The organism is Rhodobacteraceae bacterium IMCC1335 (assembly GCA_039640495.1).
In the GTDB taxonomy this organism is placed as follows: Bacteria; Pseudomonadota; Alphaproteobacteria; order Rhodobacterales; family Rhodobacteraceae; genus Thalassovivens.
The window spans coordinates 3046076-3061766 of the sequence record CP046864.1 but is presented as its reverse complement, the minus strand read 5'-3'; the positions used below and the strand labels follow the sequence as shown (position 1 = coordinate 3061766).

General features: G+C 48.4%; 20 protein-coding genes and 1 tRNA gene. 9 read left to right on the top strand and 12 right to left on the bottom strand.

The genetic code is table 11. The features are described from left to right. Positions 1-3: 3 nt before the first annotated feature. From GN241_14865 to rpmH, 10 genes are all read right to left on the bottom strand, one after another. Positions 4-522: a histidine phosphatase family protein gene (locus tag GN241_14865; GenBank protein ID XAT58528.1), complete on the bottom strand. Its 519-nt coding sequence runs from the start codon at positions 520-522 to the stop codon at positions 4-6. Then, on the bottom strand, positions 519-1121 hold the full coding sequence (locus GN241_14860) for a ferredoxin (GenBank protein ID XAT59306.1): 603 nt from the start codon (positions 1119-1121) through the stop codon (positions 519-521). Before GN241_14860 ends, GN241_14865 begins: the two co-directional genes overlap by 4 nt. Before the next feature lie 139 nt (positions 1122-1260). Next, positions 1261-2130, bottom strand: a complete 870-nt coding sequence (gene argB / locus GN241_14855; GenBank protein XAT58527.1) for an acetylglutamate kinase — start codon at positions 2128-2130, stop codon at positions 1261-1263. 70 nt (positions 2131-2200) lie between these two features. After that, positions 2201-2851, bottom strand: a complete 651-nt coding sequence (locus GN241_14850) for a YihA family ribosome biogenesis GTP-binding protein (protein ID XAT58526.1) — start codon at positions 2849-2851, stop codon at positions 2201-2203. After that, positions 2848-3603 carry an MOSC domain-containing protein gene (locus tag GN241_14845; protein XAT58525.1) on the bottom strand — a complete coding sequence of 252 codons (756 nt, stop codon included), beginning with the start codon at positions 3601-3603 and terminating at the stop codon, positions 2848-2850. The genes GN241_14850 and GN241_14845 overlap by 4 nt, the downstream gene beginning before the upstream one ends. Continuing rightward, positions 3600-5405 (bottom strand): membrane protein insertase YidC, encoded by a 1806-nt coding sequence (gene yidC / locus GN241_14840; protein XAT58524.1) that lies wholly within the window; start codon positions 5403-5405, stop codon positions 3600-3602. The genes GN241_14845 and yidC overlap by 4 nt, the downstream gene beginning before the upstream one ends. Before the next feature lie 247 nt (positions 5406-5652). After that, positions 5653-6477 carry a tRNA 2-thiocytidine(32) synthetase TtcA gene (ttcA, locus tag GN241_14835; GenBank protein XAT58523.1) on the bottom strand — a complete coding sequence of 275 codons (825 nt, stop codon included), beginning with the start codon at positions 6475-6477 and terminating at the stop codon, positions 5653-5655. Between the two features lie 89 nt (positions 6478-6566). Then, a complete protein-coding gene (gene yidD / locus GN241_14830) occupies positions 6567-6794 on the bottom strand; it encodes a membrane protein insertion efficiency factor YidD (protein ID XAT58522.1) in 228 nt (75 codons plus the stop codon). Next, positions 6791-7177 carry a ribonuclease P protein component gene (gene rnpA / locus GN241_14825; protein ID XAT59305.1) on the bottom strand — a complete coding sequence of 129 codons (387 nt, stop codon included), beginning with the start codon at positions 7175-7177 and terminating at the stop codon, positions 6791-6793. The genes yidD and rnpA overlap by 4 nt, the downstream gene beginning before the upstream one ends. A 76-nt stretch (positions 7178-7253) precedes the next feature. Next, complete coding sequence (gene rpmH, locus GN241_14820) at positions 7254-7388, bottom strand: 50S ribosomal protein L34 (GenBank protein XAT58521.1); 135 nt, start codon at positions 7386-7388, stop codon at positions 7254-7256. A 353-nt stretch (positions 7389-7741) separates the two neighbouring features. Here rpmH and GN241_14815 point away from each other — a divergent pair, with 353 nt between their 5' ends. The 3 genes from GN241_14815 (at position 7742) to GN241_14805 (ending at position 10740) form a co-directional block, all read left to right on the top strand. Beyond that, the gene (locus tag GN241_14815; GenBank protein XAT58520.1) at positions 7742-9133 is read left to right on the top strand and encodes a sensor histidine kinase; all 1392 of its coding nucleotides are present in this window, start codon (positions 7742-7744) and stop codon (positions 9131-9133) included. A 72-nt stretch (positions 9134-9205) separates the two neighbouring features. Beyond that, positions 9206-9282, top strand: a tRNA-Arg gene (locus GN241_14810). Between the two features lie 159 nt (positions 9283-9441). Continuing rightward, positions 9442-10740 carry a tyrosine-type recombinase/integrase gene (locus GN241_14805; protein XAT58519.1) on the top strand — a complete coding sequence of 433 codons (1299 nt, stop codon included), beginning with the start codon at positions 9442-9444 and terminating at the stop codon, positions 10738-10740. Here GN241_14805 and GN241_14800 read toward each other — a convergent pair. Continuing rightward, positions 10737-11498 (bottom strand): hypothetical protein, encoded by a 762-nt coding sequence (locus GN241_14800; protein XAT58518.1) that lies wholly within the window; start codon positions 11496-11498, stop codon positions 10737-10739. The two genes, GN241_14805 and GN241_14800, sit on opposite strands and share 4 nt — an antisense overlap. 165 nt (positions 11499-11663) lie before the next feature. On the opposite strand from GN241_14800, the gene GN241_14795 reads away from it, so the two are divergent. The 5 genes from GN241_14795 (at position 11664) to GN241_14775 (ending at position 14363) form a co-directional block, all read left to right on the top strand. Further along, complete coding sequence (locus GN241_14795) at positions 11664-12059, top strand: DUF2306 domain-containing protein (GenBank protein XAT58517.1); 396 nt, start codon at positions 11664-11666, stop codon at positions 12057-12059. Between the two features lie 395 nt (positions 12060-12454). Next, complete coding sequence (locus tag GN241_14790) at positions 12455-13039, top strand: hypothetical protein (protein XAT58516.1); 585 nt, start codon at positions 12455-12457, stop codon at positions 13037-13039. Between the two features lie 301 nt (positions 13040-13340). Continuing rightward, on the top strand, positions 13341-13490 hold the full coding sequence (locus GN241_14785) for a hypothetical protein (GenBank protein ID XAT58515.1): 150 nt from the start codon (positions 13341-13343) through the stop codon (positions 13488-13490). Positions 13491-13592: 102 nt separating this feature from the next. After that, entirely contained in the window at positions 13593-13853 is a 261-nt protein-coding gene (locus tag GN241_14780; GenBank protein ID XAT58514.1) for a hypothetical protein, read from the top strand. 135 nt (positions 13854-13988) lie between these two features. After that, entirely contained in the window at positions 13989-14363 is a 375-nt protein-coding gene (locus GN241_14775; protein XAT58513.1) for a hypothetical protein, read from the top strand. A 525-nt stretch (positions 14364-14888) separates the two neighbouring features. Here the strand turns inward: GN241_14775 and GN241_14770 are convergent. Next, entirely contained in the window at positions 14889-15161 is a 273-nt protein-coding gene (locus tag GN241_14770; protein XAT58512.1) for a DUF3764 domain-containing protein, read from the bottom strand. A gap of 307 nt (positions 15162-15468) precedes the next feature. Here GN241_14770 and GN241_14765 point away from each other — a divergent pair, with 307 nt between their 5' ends. Next, a complete protein-coding gene (locus GN241_14765) occupies positions 15469-15669 on the top strand; it encodes a hypothetical protein (GenBank protein XAT58511.1) in 201 nt (66 codons plus the stop codon). Positions 15670-15691: the final 22 nt, after the last annotated feature.

Genomic DNA, 15691 nt, shown 5'->3' with positions numbered 1-15691 from the left:
CTGCTAGCGACGCGGGTCGTTTGACAGGTTCATGCGCACATCTTCGGGGCTTGCAAAATTGACCGAGGTGGCTGCGCCCCAGGTAAGTGCGCGCCAATCCTCTATCGGCAGATCAGCTATCCAGATCGCGCCGGGTGGAAAGGCTTTGAATTCTGGGTTGTCCGACCTCTTTTTGCGCAAACGGTTGGCCAGATCGGAAATCCCAAAATTATGCCCAATCATTAGAACTGAGGATCCAGTAGCCTTTTTCAGAGCACTCAGTAGCGTTTCTGCGGGGGCAAGATAAAGAGTTTTTGAGAAAAAAGCGGGGCAATTTTCTAATTGCAATAAGTCATAGGTTTCGGCTGTACGCTTTGACGCTGAGACCAAAGCGCTTTGCGGTTGGCAACCATGCGCGTAGAACCAGTGTCGCATATGCGCGGCGTCCTGCTGCCCGCGGGCGCTTAACGGACGCTCAAAATCGCTGGGTTGTTCAAAATCATCGGATTGCGCATGACGCATCAAAATCAGGCGCTTACTCAATTTGCAAAGGTCTTCATGTGAAATGCCGATTGCGCCTGCGGGCGCGCCGCGTTTTTGCTAACAGGGCAGGCCCTGCGCGCGGCGCAGCCCGTCGAACGGCAGCTTAAACTGTCTGGCCCGTTGATATGAGCGCGGCAGCCTGCAACATCATAGGCGCGGTGTTTAAAAGCCTCGACGGGGCAAGCGTTTTGACAGGGGGCAGAACAGCCGATGCAGGGCGAAGGGTTGGTCTGAGGTAGGTCTAGATGCCATGGCAGGGCAAGCGCGCCTCGGAAAGAAACGTATAAACCCATTTGTTGATGAACCAACAGGCGAATGGGCGAGCTAAAGATATTTCCGCAGCGCAAAGCCCATGAATAAAAAGGAGCATAAGGCGGCCCGCCGAATGGAAAGACGGCCCAAGCGCCCAGCTTTTTTGCCAAATCGGACACAACCCGTTCAGACCACCGGTCAAGCGGGTCCGGTGCACCATCTGTCTTTTCTGGGCTATTGGCGAAAATAGGCCAGAAATGTTGATCTCTGGGGCCAAGCAAAATCAGTGTTTTACAGCCTTCGGGAGCCAGATCGGTTTTGTCTGGGTGCAGCCCGCCTAAAACCATCAGACCGGTTGCATCCACCAGCTGCGTGACTTCTAAAAAGCGCTCAGAGGCTTGGGTAGGATTCATCTGCTTGTATCACTGGTCGCCTGAGCGTCTGGTGAGTTTGCACAACGCGCAGCCCTATGCGGCGGGGCTTTTATCAAGGTCGAGCGTCACGAATAAGAGAGCCCGCGCCATGTTCTGTAAACAGCTCAAGCAAGCAGGCATTTTGTGCGCGCCCATCTAAAATAACAACAGCGCGCACGCCGCCATTCAGGGCTGCAAGCGCTGTTTCTGTTTTGGGAATCATGCCGCCTGCGATCACGCCCTCCTGCGTCATCTGACGAATTTGGGCGGCGGTGAGTTCGGTGAGAACATTGCCGTTTGCATCCTTAACGCCCGCAACATCTGTAAGCAGTAAAAGGCGATCTGCCTTCAAGGCCGCCGCGATCGCCCCGGCTGCGGTATCCCCATTCACATTATAGGTTTCGCCTTTTTCGCCAGCGCCAAGCGGCGCAATCACTGGGATCAAGTCATTGTCAAAAAGCGTTTTCAGAACGCTTGGATCAATCTTGCTGGGGGTGCCAACCAGCCCAAGCGCGGGGTCTGTCTGCGTGCAGAGCATCAGATTGCTGTCTTTGCCTGACAAACCAATGGCGCGCCCACCTTGCTGGTTGATTGCTTGTACGATGCGCTTGTTTACGGATCCCGATAAAACCATCTCAACCACTTCGATGACCTTATCATCCGTGACGCGTTTGCCATTTACAAATTCTGATTGAATGTTCAACTTATCCAGCATGGTGTTGATCATAGGTCCGCCGCCATGCACGATGATCGGATTAATCCCAACTTGCTGCATCAGCACCACGTCGCGGGCGAAGCTTTCCATTGCCGCGTCGCTGCCCATGGCATGGCCGCCAAGTTTGATCACCACGATCGCGTCATCATAGCGCTGCAGATAAGGCAGGGCTTCAGATAATGTTCTGGCTGTGGCGATCCAATCGCGGTTCATATCTTGCGTTTTCATCTTATTTACCTTGTACTGCACCAGTCTCTAAGATTGTTCCAAAAGGTGCAAGAGCCTGCGCACCTGTGGCTTAGATGAGCCCTGCGATTGTTGCGCGCAATGTTTCGACACCCATACCTTTTTCTGAAGAGGTGAGGATAACCTCGGGATAGGCGGCCGGGTGTTTGCTCAGCGCGCCGCGCACTTGCTGCAGCAAGGCCTCTTGCTCATGGGCTTTTATTTTATCTGCTTTGGTCAGCACGCATTGAAAGGTAACGGCGGCGCTGTCGAGTAGGCTTAAAATTTCTTCATCTACCGATTTTACTCCGTGGCGCGCATCAATCAACACGAAGGCGCGGCGCAAAGAGCGCCGTCCTGATAAATATTTTTTGAGCAATCTTTGCCATTTTTCCACAACCGGTAAGGGCGCATTGGCATAGCCATATCCTGGCAAGTCGACCAAATAATGGCTGTCAGCTGCGGTGAAAAAGTTGATCTCTTGGGTGCGCCCGGGCGTGTTTGAGGTGCGCGCCAACGCTTTGCGCCCGGTCAGCGCATTGATCAATGTCGATTTACCTACATTCGAGCGGCCGGCAAAACAAATTTCGATCCGATCATCCGCGGGCAAGCCATCTATCGCCACAACACCTTTCAGAAAGTCAGTTGGCTGGGCGAATAAAAGGCGGCCTTTTTCGCGCAGGACTGCGTCGGGTGCTTCGGCTAAAGGGAAGGTCATTGTCATGGGTTTGGGGCTTTTGCGCTATCGTTTAAATGGATCGTGCCGGTGTTGAGCACGCGGGCATAGACGCAGAAATCTTGATGATCCCATGTCTGCAATATACCCAGCGTATCTGCATCACGCCGGCCTGTTTCAGGATTGGCTGTGGTGGCCAGACAGCGCTGAACCCGTTCGCAGATTTCAAATTGAACTTCGCCAATTTCAATAATGCGGCCAATCCAATCAAATTCTTCCCAAGGGGCCAGACCATCCAACCAAATATTTGTACGCCAGCGCAGCGCAGACAGATCACGCCCCAGCTTTTGCGAAACGGTGCGATGCGATGACAGATTGCCAATGCTGATCGAGGGGTAATCGGTGTCGGTAAGCCCGCATTCTGCGGCGCGGATCAAGCGCGCTGATTTGGCTCGGTTTTCGGGCATAAGCGGCGCTGACCACTCTAAAAACCGATTTTGATCGCCCGCATCATCAGGGTTGAACTGCAGGTCGGGCAAATCGGGATGGCGCATATGCATTTGCCCCCTATCCGCGTCCCAGCGGCTGTTTATGGCCATCAATAATGGCGCTTTTGCCCCGCGGCTAAAGTTTTGACATGGCACCCAGACAGAGCCATCCGCCGTCGAGTTTTCATGCGCAACCGCCCAATGGCGATCCCATGGCAGCGTTTTGCCTGCGCTGAGTGGCACAGATTGCAAAGCTTCGCGCCCATGCGACTTGATGGGGTATCGCCATATTTGCGCCACTGTCGCCATTATTTTTTGCCCGGTTTGGACTTTTTCTTGAAGCTGGCGATAACATTGCCGAAGACATCTGGCTTATAGCCTTGACTGCGCATGATCAGATATTGTTGCGTAAATGTGATCGTATTGTTGGCGATCCAATAGACAACGAGCCCGCTCGCAAACGTGCCCAGCATGAACATAAACACCCAAGGCAACCAAGCAAAGATCATGGCTTGGGTCGGATCGGTGGGGGCCGGGTTCAATTTTTGCTGAATCCACATCGAAATACCCAATAAGATGGGTAGCACACCCAAAGAAATAATCGCCAATATCGAATTGGGATCGGGGGGTGTAAAGGGCAGCAAACCAAACAGGTTCAAAATAGAGGAAGGATCCGGCGCGCTCAGGTCCTTGATCCACCAAATCCAAGGGGCATGGCGCAATTCAAGAGTGACGAAAATCACCTTATAAAGCGAGAAGAAAATTGGAATTTGCAACAGGATGGGCAAGCAGCCTGACGCGGGATTTACCTTTTCTTTCTTGTAAAGCGCCATCATTTCTTGCTGCAGTTTCTGGCGGTCATTGCCAGCCGCTTCTTTCAGCTTTTCCATTTCTGGCTGTAGCTCTTTCATCTTGGCCATAGAGACGTAGGATTTATAGGCCAAGGGAAATAACAGCGCTTTTATCAGCAATGTGAGCCCGATAATCGCCCATCCCATATTGCCTATCAATGCGTTCAGCCAATGCAAAACCGCAAAAATCGGTTTGGTCAGAAAGAAAAACCAACCCCAATCAATGCTGTCGAGAAATCCATCTACGCCGGCTTTTTCATAGGCGCGGATCGCATCCCATTCTTTTGCACCCGCAAAAAATTGAGTGGTCACCTCGGCGCTGGCACCAGGTGCCAATGACTGGCGCGGCAAAACCACTTCGGTTTGGAATATATCAGCCGATGCAAAATATTTTGCGGTTGAGCGGAACGCCAATCCGGGCGCAGGCGCCAGTGTGGTCATCCAAAAATGATCGGTAAACCCGGTCCAGCCGCTTGCCGCCACTTCAATCCGCTCCGCATGCGTGCCCTCGCGCGGGTCGATTTCGTAATCGCGCAAATTGTCATAGCTTTCTTCTGCCAGCTCTCCATCTGACATCCGCACCAACCCCTCGTGCAAAATGAAAAAGTTCTTCAAATCCGTGGGCTCACCATGGCGGCGGATCAAACCATAGGGGCGCAGTTGAACCGGTTGTGACGCTTGGCTCGTAACCGATTGGCGGATGGTGAACATATAGTCTTCATCCACCGAAATCATGCGGCGGAAGATCAGATCGGCGGGGCTTTTCCAGAACAAAGTGACCGGCGCATTGACGCGCAATGTGGTGTTGCCGTCCACGGCCCAAAGCGTTTCTGGCGTCGGCGTATCGCCCGGCTGTAGGCCAGACAGGCCCGCCCATCCAAAGGCCGCATAATAGGCACCAGGCTCATCAACGGGTCTTAGCAGGGTCACATCCGGTGAGCCTTCACTTAAATGAACCCGGTAATCCAGCAATGACAGATCATCAATGCGCCCGCCCTTCAAAGAAATCGAGCCATTCATACGATCCGTTTCAATCGCGATGCGTGGCGCTGTCTCTGCTGTTGTCAGCTTGGCTGGGCTATTATTGAGTACCGGTTCATCGCCCGCTGGCAGCGTCAGGTCCGTGGTATCGGTCTGTTGGCTCTGGGCTGGTGTTTCCGGCTGCAGCGGGGCTTCGGGCGGAGGAAAGAGCACGAACCAGATGATAATGACCAAAAAGCTAAGCGCTGAGGCCAATATAAGGTTCTTATTCTGATCATCCATAACATATTTTCCCGATAGAAATTCCTCTGCTGGGTTCAACAGAGTACGGGGCAAAAGGTCAAGGGTTTAAGCCCCATTTTCTATAATTAAACCTGTTTAAAGGGCGTTTGCTGCGCAACGGAAACATTCGGTCAGCTGCGCTATGCGGCTTGCCTGAAGCGCACAGCCACTGCTGGCTTTATCGCATCTGGCATCAAACCGCCAACCTGCGATAGATTTTAAAGGGGTTTATTCGGCCAGTACCGATCTATTTAACGGTTAATCCGGCGAAATCGAACAGGTTGGGATCCAGCAAATGTGAGGGTCTGGCATTCATTAAGGCGCGGAACATCACCTGCCGTCGGCCCGGGCTGTTGCGCTCCCAGCTATCCAAAATCTGTTTCACTTGCTGGCGCTGAAGCCCGTCTTGCGAGCCGCATAAATCACAAGGGATAATCGGGTATTGCATGGCTTTGGCAAATTTCTCGCAATCAGCTTCTGCCACATGGGCGAGGGGGCGATATAGCAACAGATCCCCCTCTTCGTTCAAAAGCTTCGCAGGCATGGAGGCTAAGCGACCGCCATGAAAGAGGTTCATAAAAAAGGTTTCCAGAATGTCATCTCGGTGATGACCCAGCACAATCGCGCTACAATTTTCCTCGCGCGCGATACGGTAAAGATTGCCCCGTCGCAAGCGCGAACATAACGCACAAAATGTGCGCCCCTCGGGGACTTTCTCTTTCACAATTGAATAAGTATCCTGATATTCAATTCTATGCGGCACCTGCATTTTTTCCAGAAACGCGGGAAGCACGGTTTGGGGAAACCCCGGTTGCCCCTGATCCAAATTGCAGGCCAGCAATTCAACGGGAAGAAGGCCGCGCCATTTCAACTCATAAAGCGCAGCCAGCAGCGTGTAGCTGTCTTTGCCTCCGGATAGGCAAATAAGCCAGCGCGCGCCGCGCTCGACCATACCGTATTGCTCTATCGCTTCGCGGGTGTTGCGAATGATCCGTTTGCGCAGCTTTTTGAACTCTGTGGTGTTCGGAGCACCTTCGAAAAGCGGGTGTATATCACTGTTCTCATCAAGCATAATTGGGCTTTAGACGTTTGAAACGGCTGGGGCAAGCCGTGTCTAGAACGTAAAATGTAGAAGGAGACTGATTTTTGCGACCTCTCAAGTTATTTCGCGTCTGGTACATCATCAACGCCATGCGCGCCCCAGGGGTGACAGCGCAGGATGCGACGCACTGTCAGCCAGCTGCCTTTAAACGCCCCATGACGTTCCAAAGCGATTAGGGCATAGGCGCTGCAGGTGGGATCAAAGCGGCAACTGCGCCCGACCCAAGGCGAGAAAATCAACCGATAACCTTTTATCGGCAACGCCAATATCTTGGCCAATAACGTCATCGGGTTTCGCTCTGATGCAGCTTTTTTATAGCGAAGCGCAGGTTTTCAAGCAGCATGTCAAACGGCTGGTTTATTGTGGTTTGGGCGCGGCCAATTAATACATAATCCCAACCGTTACGGCCAAGGTGCGGCAGCACACTGTTCGCCAGGGCTCGCAGCCGGCGTTTGGCGCGATTGCGCGCAACTGCGTTGCCCACTTTTTTCGAACAGGTGATTCCATAGCGCGTCTGCGGCGCGCTTGTTTCCACGCGCTTGCGGGCTTGTAAAACAAGCCCAGTGGTTGACACGCGCTTCGCCTTCGCCGCGGCAAGATAATCGGACCTCTCGCGCAATTTTACCAATGGCGCGGCATGAGCGGTTTTTGGTTCTACGAAAGGTGCCATGGCCTGCGATGAAGACGCGGTTTCCTCATGCATCTCAATCTCCCATATCGATGGGCAGGCCGGTCAAAATGGCAGGTTAAGCGCTTAGCTCTTTGCGTCCGCGCGCACGCCGCGCGTTCAAAATTTTACGGCCTGCTTTTGTTGCCATGCGAGCGCGAAATCCGTGACGCCGCTTGCGCACGAGATTAGAAGGTTGAAAAGTGCGTTTCATCGCAATGACTCCGTATCTGCCAGATGCCAGCTGCATCTTTAAAAATATAAACCTCGCCTATACGGGCGCTTAACTGATATGTCAAACCGTTGTTGTGCTGAAAATTGGTTTCTGGGCGTTTTTAAGAGCCTCTGCGCGCATTGCTGCGTCTTTCTTACATGACTATTGCAACGACGCGACGGCCTTTTTGCAAAACTTTATTTGCGACCGGCGCTAAACCTGCGTTATTCATAGGCTATTTACACTGTCAAATTCGTATTCACGAATTCATCCAAAGCGTATGGGGCATGATTGGGTTAGGGCGATGCTTAATTTCGGTTGTATTATGTTAGCGTTCAGGGCTTTTTGGCGCGATGTTTAATTCTTTATCAGGGCGATTCTTTCTATTAACGGCTGTGTTTGTTCTATTGGCAGAAGTGTTGATTTTTGTGCCCAGTATTGCGCGGTTTAGATCTGATTTTCTAATGGCCCGCGTCGAGCGGGCTCAGATTGCCTCACTGGTTTTATTGGCGGATGATATGATTTCGACTGAGCTTGAGCGCGAACTTTTATTGAATGCTGGCGTTTATAATGTGGTTTTGCGGCGGGACTCGTCGCGCCAACTTGCTTTGGCATCTGAGTTGCCCGCGCCCGTGTCTCAGACATTTGATCTCAGACAACCGGCATGGACGGCGCTGGTGCGCGATGCGTTCCGGCGGTTAAGCAAACCCGAGTTTGAGGTGGTGCGGGTAATCGGTGATCCGAAGCTGAAAGCCGGAAGTTTGATCGAAGTCACTTTGAACACGGGTCCTTTAAGAGATGCGATGTGGGCGTTCAGCCAGCGCATTTTGATCTTATCAGCGCTTTTGTCTGTGGCGGCTGCGCTTTTGCTTTTTGTCGCTACGCGCTTTATGATCGTAACGCCCATTCGCCGCGTGATTGCACAGATTGAGAATTATCAAACGGCGCCTGAAGAGGCACAGCGGATTATATCGTTGAAGGCTGGGATCGTAGAATTGCGCGCTGCAGAGCTGGCGTTGCAGAGTATGCAAAAAAATCTGACCAGCGCGCTAAATCATAAAGAACGTTTGGCACAGCTGGGCGAGGCGGTTGCGAAAGTCAGCCATGATTTGCGGAATATACTGACCACGGTGCAGTTGATTTCTGAGCGATTGACGCAAAGCGAAGACCCTGTAGTGATGCGGCTTGCGCCGAAATTAGAGGCCAATGTGGCCCGTGCCGTTACGCTTGCGGAAACTACTTTGAGCTTTGGGCGCGCCAGTGAGCCCGCGCCAATTTTGGGTCAGGTTGATCTCACATCCTTGCTTCAGGATGTGGTTGAAACCGAATTGATGGCGATAAGCCAATTGCAGATCGAGGTGAGGTTTGAGATATCTGAGAATCTGATCATTCGCGCCGATCGCGAGCAATTGCATCGCGCTTTAAGCAATCTTGTGCGCAATGCGCGTCAGGCGCTTGCTGATCAATCGCAGGGTGGCGCGATCGTGTTAAAAGCTTGGCAGAACCCACAGTTTTGGTTCATTGATGTTGTCGATAATGGTCCCGGTTTGCCTGAAAAAGCCAAGGCGCATCTTTTTAAACCGTTTCAAGGTACGGCGAAGGGGGGGGGATCCGGATTGGGCTTGACCATCGTTCAAGAACTGATGCGTGGGCATGGGGGTAGCGCAGAGTACTTAGAGGTAAATGGATCCGGGGCTTGTTTCCGGCTTATGTTGCCAAAGTTGACCTACGATAATGCTAAATAGTGCTTAAAAAACTTCATGTGTTATAATCGGCACTTGCAAAGCGCCGCGCCCTAGCTTAGAGCGTCGTGCAAGGCACCGGTAGCTCAGCTGGATAGAGTACTTGACTACGAATCAAGGGGTCGGGGGTTCGAATCCTCCCCGGTGCGCCATTTTCTTCCAGTCTTTTGAATAAATTCAATGATACCAGTTGCTTGGACCATTTATCGGGACCGCTTTTGGGACCACTCGGTCAGATTTTGCTGTATTTCGTCAAAGCTGGACAGGCAAAGAGGGTTGATCCGCCTCACAGTTAGATTCAAAACTATGAGATGGACCCCAAGATGCCAAAACTCCCCGCCTATGTCTTTAGACGCCAGAATGGCTCGTATCGCTATAAAAGAAACGTTCCTAAAAGGCTCAGACACCTGATTGGAAAGGATACGCTCTACAGGCAGCTGGGGGAGAGCTACTCAGAGGCGATGAACGCCCTTCCCAAAGTGCACTTGGAAATAGAGCAGCTGTTTGCAGCAGAAGAGATGATGCCCGCCAATGAACGAGCCCTGACCTTCATCAGAGCAGCGCTGGGCGAGGAAGTTGCGGATATGGTCAGCGCGGGGCAGGTGGTTGAGTATAGCCAAGAGGACTATGCGCTGAATGAGCTGGCCCAAACGATTGCTGGGAAACTGCCACAGGAAGTGGTGAGGCAAGTCTATAACGGCAAGCTACAGTCGCCGCCCATGACACTGGATACAGCCTTAAGTGAATACGCAGCTTATAAAGCCGGGGAAGGTGTGAGAGATAAAGATGCTGCCCTGCGTATCAAGAAGCTGCGCAAAGACCTTAAAAGCAGCCTGGGAGAGCATAAGCTGGAAAAGGGTAGCCTGGCAGAGATTACCAGAGCAGATGCCAATGCCTTTCGGGACCACTTACTGGAGCGAATGAAGCCCAACTCAGTGCTGAGGAATGTGGCCGTTGTAAAGGCAGCCGTTAACTACGTGATAACGGAGCATAGCCTTACCATCCCAAACGTGTTTAACGGGCTAAAGATAAAAGGGGCAGGGGCCAGCGTCGAGGATAGGCATCCGCTGAGTGACGAGCATATCGCCATAGTAACTCCCTGCTATCAGAATGACCCGCTTGCCTGGGCACTCTTCATCACCTTGATAGATACAGGCGCAAGGTTGTCTGAGATTGTGGGGCTAGAAGTCCAGGACGTGGACCTGCAGGAGCGCTCAGTAACCATACGCCCCAACAGCATTAGAGGTCTCAAGACGAAGGGATCACATAGAACACTCCCACTGAGCCACAGGGCAGCAGAGACACTGCAGGAGCACAGGAAAGGCAAGGAGGATGGGGAGGCTATATTCCCCAACTACGCTCGCCCTCGTGGCAATGATGCTGCCTCAGCCATGCTCATGAAGCGCTTACGCAGGGCCATCACGGACAAAAAGCTGACGATGCATTCACTACGCCACCGTATGAAAGACAAGCTGAGGAATACAGGCTGCCCTGAAGCCATCTCCATGGCGATCCTAGGGCATGGCTCTAACACAGTCGCTGCCAACTATGGCTCAGGCTATGCCCTAGACGTCATGCGAGAGCAGATGGAAAAGGTGTGGAAATTTTAGAAGCTGTAAGAAAGCCCTAAAATTGCTGCTGTATTTGAACCTTTGGTTATAATTGGGCTATTTTTTACCTTACTAGGCAAAAAATTTGTGGTGATGTTCGCAAAAGCACCAATTTCAGGGGTGATATTGAAAAACGTATTCACAGAGAGGTAAGTTATTGCCACCGGGCCAGGAGCATATGCCGCCCTGCCCACTTCAGCTTCAGATGATTTCACGCCAAAAAAGTATTCTGAACGGTTGCTGTCGTAGTTTTTCGATCCCAGTGAGAATATTATGGGCTGTCCACCAATTGGAATGAACTGACTGAATGCGAGATCAACGAGTGTACCATTAAATTCATTGGTAACTTCGCTTGCCATTTTCAGTTTGAGCGTGGAACCACGAATGATATCAACCGAACCCAAGATCACTCCATCGAATGTCATTTTGCGATCCATTCCTGAAAGCGTGGTTGAGTCTGAGCTATCATAGGGACGGAAATTGGGGGTGATAGCTGCACTCATATTAAAGGCCTCGTTGTCTATGAATTGATAAGACACACCTTCTCGCAACCCCACTTTCACTTTATTATTTTCATAAGCGATAGAGGGCATTAACCGTGAGGTTGAGCCAACTCCAGTGTAAATGGAGTTACTATTTATGTAAGCAGCACCAACGGAAAAGTTCGAGGAAGTCTCTGCTAACAGACCACTGCCAAAGCATATCGACACCACACCAATCAAACGTAATAAAACTTTATCCACCCTTTCGTCTCCCATATGAGTGACTCATAAGTAAGCCGCTTAATTAAAAATCCAAGACCGTACGGTTTTATTGAGACTGTGAAGATACATAATCATCATAGTACATGGTTCAAACACAGTCGCTGCAAACTGCGATAAAAACTGTGCCTTAGATGTCATGCGAGAGCACATGGAGAAGTTGTGGAGTTAAACATTCTACATACAGCGTTGGCTCCGATTCCATCGCATGCATATGCAGCGTTTCTGGCAGTGCTTTTGGGTGGCGTACAATTAACAAGACCAAAGGGCACAACCGCACATAAATACCTTGGATACGCTTGGGTCATTCTAATGCTTTGGGTGAGCATCAGTAGTTTTTGGATCCAAACACTCAAAGTAATAGGTCCTTTTAGTCCGATCCACTTCCTCTCTATTTTTACAATTTTGTCAGTTTTTGATGCTATCAAATCAGCCAAAAATGGTAATATCAGGCGTCATGAAGGAACGATGAAACTTCTATACTTGTTAGCACTTATTGTGACGGGTCTCTTCACACTGCTTCCAGGGCGCATAATGAATTCCGTATTATTTGGCTAATCGAAACGAACTTAGTACTAGAGTGCCCCAGAGTGGCAAGAGGAGACACTTTAAGGGCTAAGCATAAGTGGGGTATCAAAAAAGGAAGTGCTTAAAGAGAGCATCAGAGAGCAACCCCAGTGACGTAGAAAAAATATCCTAAAGCTATGGAAATAAAGACAGCTCTAATAGCAGACGATAAAGAATAAATTGTGTTGTAGTTTGTTCTAAGCTGACAGGGTGTTGGGAACACCCAAACCCTTATGTATTATATATTATATATTACGAATTAAGTATTACGTCTTACATATTACGTCTTACGAATTACCCCTTACAGCTTATCCTTTAACCCTGCCTTAGGAGCCTTTCCTGAGGTGTTTTTTATTTATGTATTAAGAACAGAAAGATAATTTAGAATGACCAAGTATATTGATCCAAAGCTTTCACAAGAGGCCCTAGAAACCTACCAAGGCTATAGCCTTCAGGTGTTTACATCAGGGCGCATTAAGCTCAGCTTTCATAAGAGCCATAAAGACAGAGTAGAGTATTATGCAGTAAAGCCTAAGCGCTCCCGAGAAGCTTATAAGCGTCAGTATAATCGTAGTGCTTTAACTAAGCCCGAGCATTACCAGTTAATGGAAGAGCTACTGGCTGAACACCCCAACAGCCTCATCTACAGGGTGCACCTTAAAGGGGATATCAATGCCACTGCTGATAATGCCCATGTGTTTGTCTTAACAGAAAAGAAGCATCTGTATGTGTTGCTTGATACGCTAACCCACCAATGGAAGCTACCAACTCAAGTCATAAACGCTTTGCTAAAAGCAAGTGGTCCTAAGAAGGGACGCAGTGCTATCTTCAATGAGTACATGGCCAGCTATCAGCATGACTGGGTGGATATGACCTTCACTGAGCAGGACTACAGAGATGGGTATCGTGCAGATACAGTTAATAGATCTGTTCACCAGGTCAGTCATCAAGAAGATGACTTTACGTTCTAAACCTAAGAGGCCCTATCATCCACGTGGTAGGCTTGAGAGCCATAACGTTCAAACTCAAAACTCAGAGAGCAAAGCGGACCTTCGCTGCAGTGGACCCCAATGTCAGCTATGCGGACTTTCCCGACATTGGATTTCCCACCTTCGTTCACGCGGCATTGTATCGCATCTGCTGCGATCACTTCGCTGCAACGCAGCTCAAATCGCGGAAGCGCTCATAACCGGGCGGAGTCGTCGACCTCTTCCAAACTGTCTTAGGCCCTTAGAACTGCAACAGTATTTTTTGGCATAGGAGAATTTTAGGATGACTCGGAAGCGATATTCTAATGAAGATGGGTTGAAGCTATTACGCGAGATTGATGTTCATTTGCACGACGGCTTGGACGTTATGAGCGCGTATCGCAAAGCTGGGATTTCAGCTTGGGTTTTGAAAGTTTACGGAAAAATGGGTTAACTTGAAAAAAAACAACGCCAGTAAAGCAAGTTTTCGGATCGTTTTATAAACTTGTTACAAAATGTTGATACTTAAACATACAGCACAAATTTGAGGTTAGAGATGCTGAGTCGAGAAAAAGATTTACACTTTAAAATTTCAACGCGTGAGGTTACGCGCAACCGATTTGTTATCCATGGTACTTCAAAAATTTATCACGGCGGAAAGATCTATCTTTCTCTGGAAATGATGGAAGAGAATGCAGGCTCTGGAGGTTTGGTCAGTGGGTGTGCCCGCAGTGTTATGCTCGATGCTAAATCTTTTCACTCTTCAATTACTGGTAAATGGCAGCAAAAAAGGAGTATCTTGAAATTAAGTTTTTGAGCTCGATAGCTGGCCAACAAATAAACTTATGTACAGCACGAATCGATGAAAACCACGATGATTTTATTCTGGAGAACTACGACTTTGTTTAATTGACCTAGTTATTTTTTCAGTTCGACCCAAAGAAGAAATTTGATGAATCCTAAAGAAATAATGCAAAAATATTTCATTTGTTTTGAAAGAGGCGATTGGGAAGATTTTCGCAACCTCCATTCTCACAATGTCATCGTCCATCTAAATGGAATCCACAAGTTATCTGGGCGTTACTCTGGATTTACTGATTTCATGGATAATTTAGTATCAAAAATTTCCACAATATTTCCCAAAAATTTTTCTGTCACACCTTTAAAAATGATAAATGAAGATAATGAAATTTTTATCCACGCTATCGTTTTAGCAGATAGACTCGAAGCATATTTTGCTTACAGAGCTACTATAGAAAATGGTAAAATAGCTAAGCTTTGGATATATTCGGATAGCCAGAAATTAGCTAATTCATTCCAAACATAGTCGCGCAACAATATTTTGCACTTCCGTTCGTCAAAAAATAATGTCCTATTTTTGGCAGCTTATTTATAACTAGGGCACAACTCCATGCGCATGACAAGCAAGGGCATAGATATCCCCTCTTAAGCTACAAAATGTAAATAAAATTTAACGACATACGAAGCGTAACGTTCCTATCGAATTATGGAAAAGCTACGAGAAACAAGAAGAAGTCACGTCGGTAATAGTCGATATTGCAGTCATACACTGCAAATACCAGTCCGAAAGCTTATTGTGAATTCGATGCTATCGTTGACTGTGTTTGAAGCGATAACGAACATCTTTTTCTTTAAATCCCGCGTGATAGCCCTGGCGGGAAGTCAAATCATATATGGAAGTATTTTTAAATTTACTATGTGAGGCAAAAGGCTCCTAATAGGCTTTGATCATTGGTTTAAAAGAGCTTTCCAAGCCTTTTTATTTCTAGGTTTTGCAGCTATGAGTGGAGTACATTTTATGCGTACCGCTTTGGACAATACGTAATGTTTATTAAGCAGCATGTGCAATGCAGTAAATCAAATCATCAGATGCAGCGCTTTTGAGAGCAAGTAAATCACTATTAGTATGCAGATGATATTCAAACTCTTCAAGCGATGGAGCGTACATTACAACCCTCACTTCAGTTGAGTCATTCACTTTGTGGCCTCTATAACGACTTTTGATGCCATACTTCAAACTTCTCATTTCGTCATTGGCATCAAATTCATCAGCCCAAAGATCATACGGTTTATTAATTTTTCCCTTTAAAACTATGATTGGCATTGTGACATCCCCTAAATTTGGGAGCCTTATAATTCCTGAGTGTAACAGAATAAAAACTGTCGATAGAGTTCGAAAGCCTGAATTAAATTTTCTTAGTATCAAAACTTATAGATTTTATATTTTTTATAAAATTCATATGTTTTATACTTAATCTGGGGTTAACGACTGCCCCATCGGCAGGGTATTCGCGATAAGGGAGTATGTTGTAGTTTAGAAAAAATACTCTGAAACTCCGAGAAAGAGTAATAAATCTGTTACCATTGACCGTTTACAATGACCCCATAGCAAGATTTTTTGGGGGAAAAATATGCTTGATTATAACTCTATTGGAACTGTTATTGTAAAAAATAGTGAGAGCGGAGCTCTTGCTGAAGCAATTCTTATTGCAAGAGCTAGAGGGCATCTAAATGTAAATCTAAACGGGATTCCAATCACCTTTAATCGGAATAAAAAAAACCGTTATGTGGCAACTTTTGCAAGTTTAAAATTCGAATTGGTTAGTGGCTAAGGAGCACTAAAAAGCTTCGCTA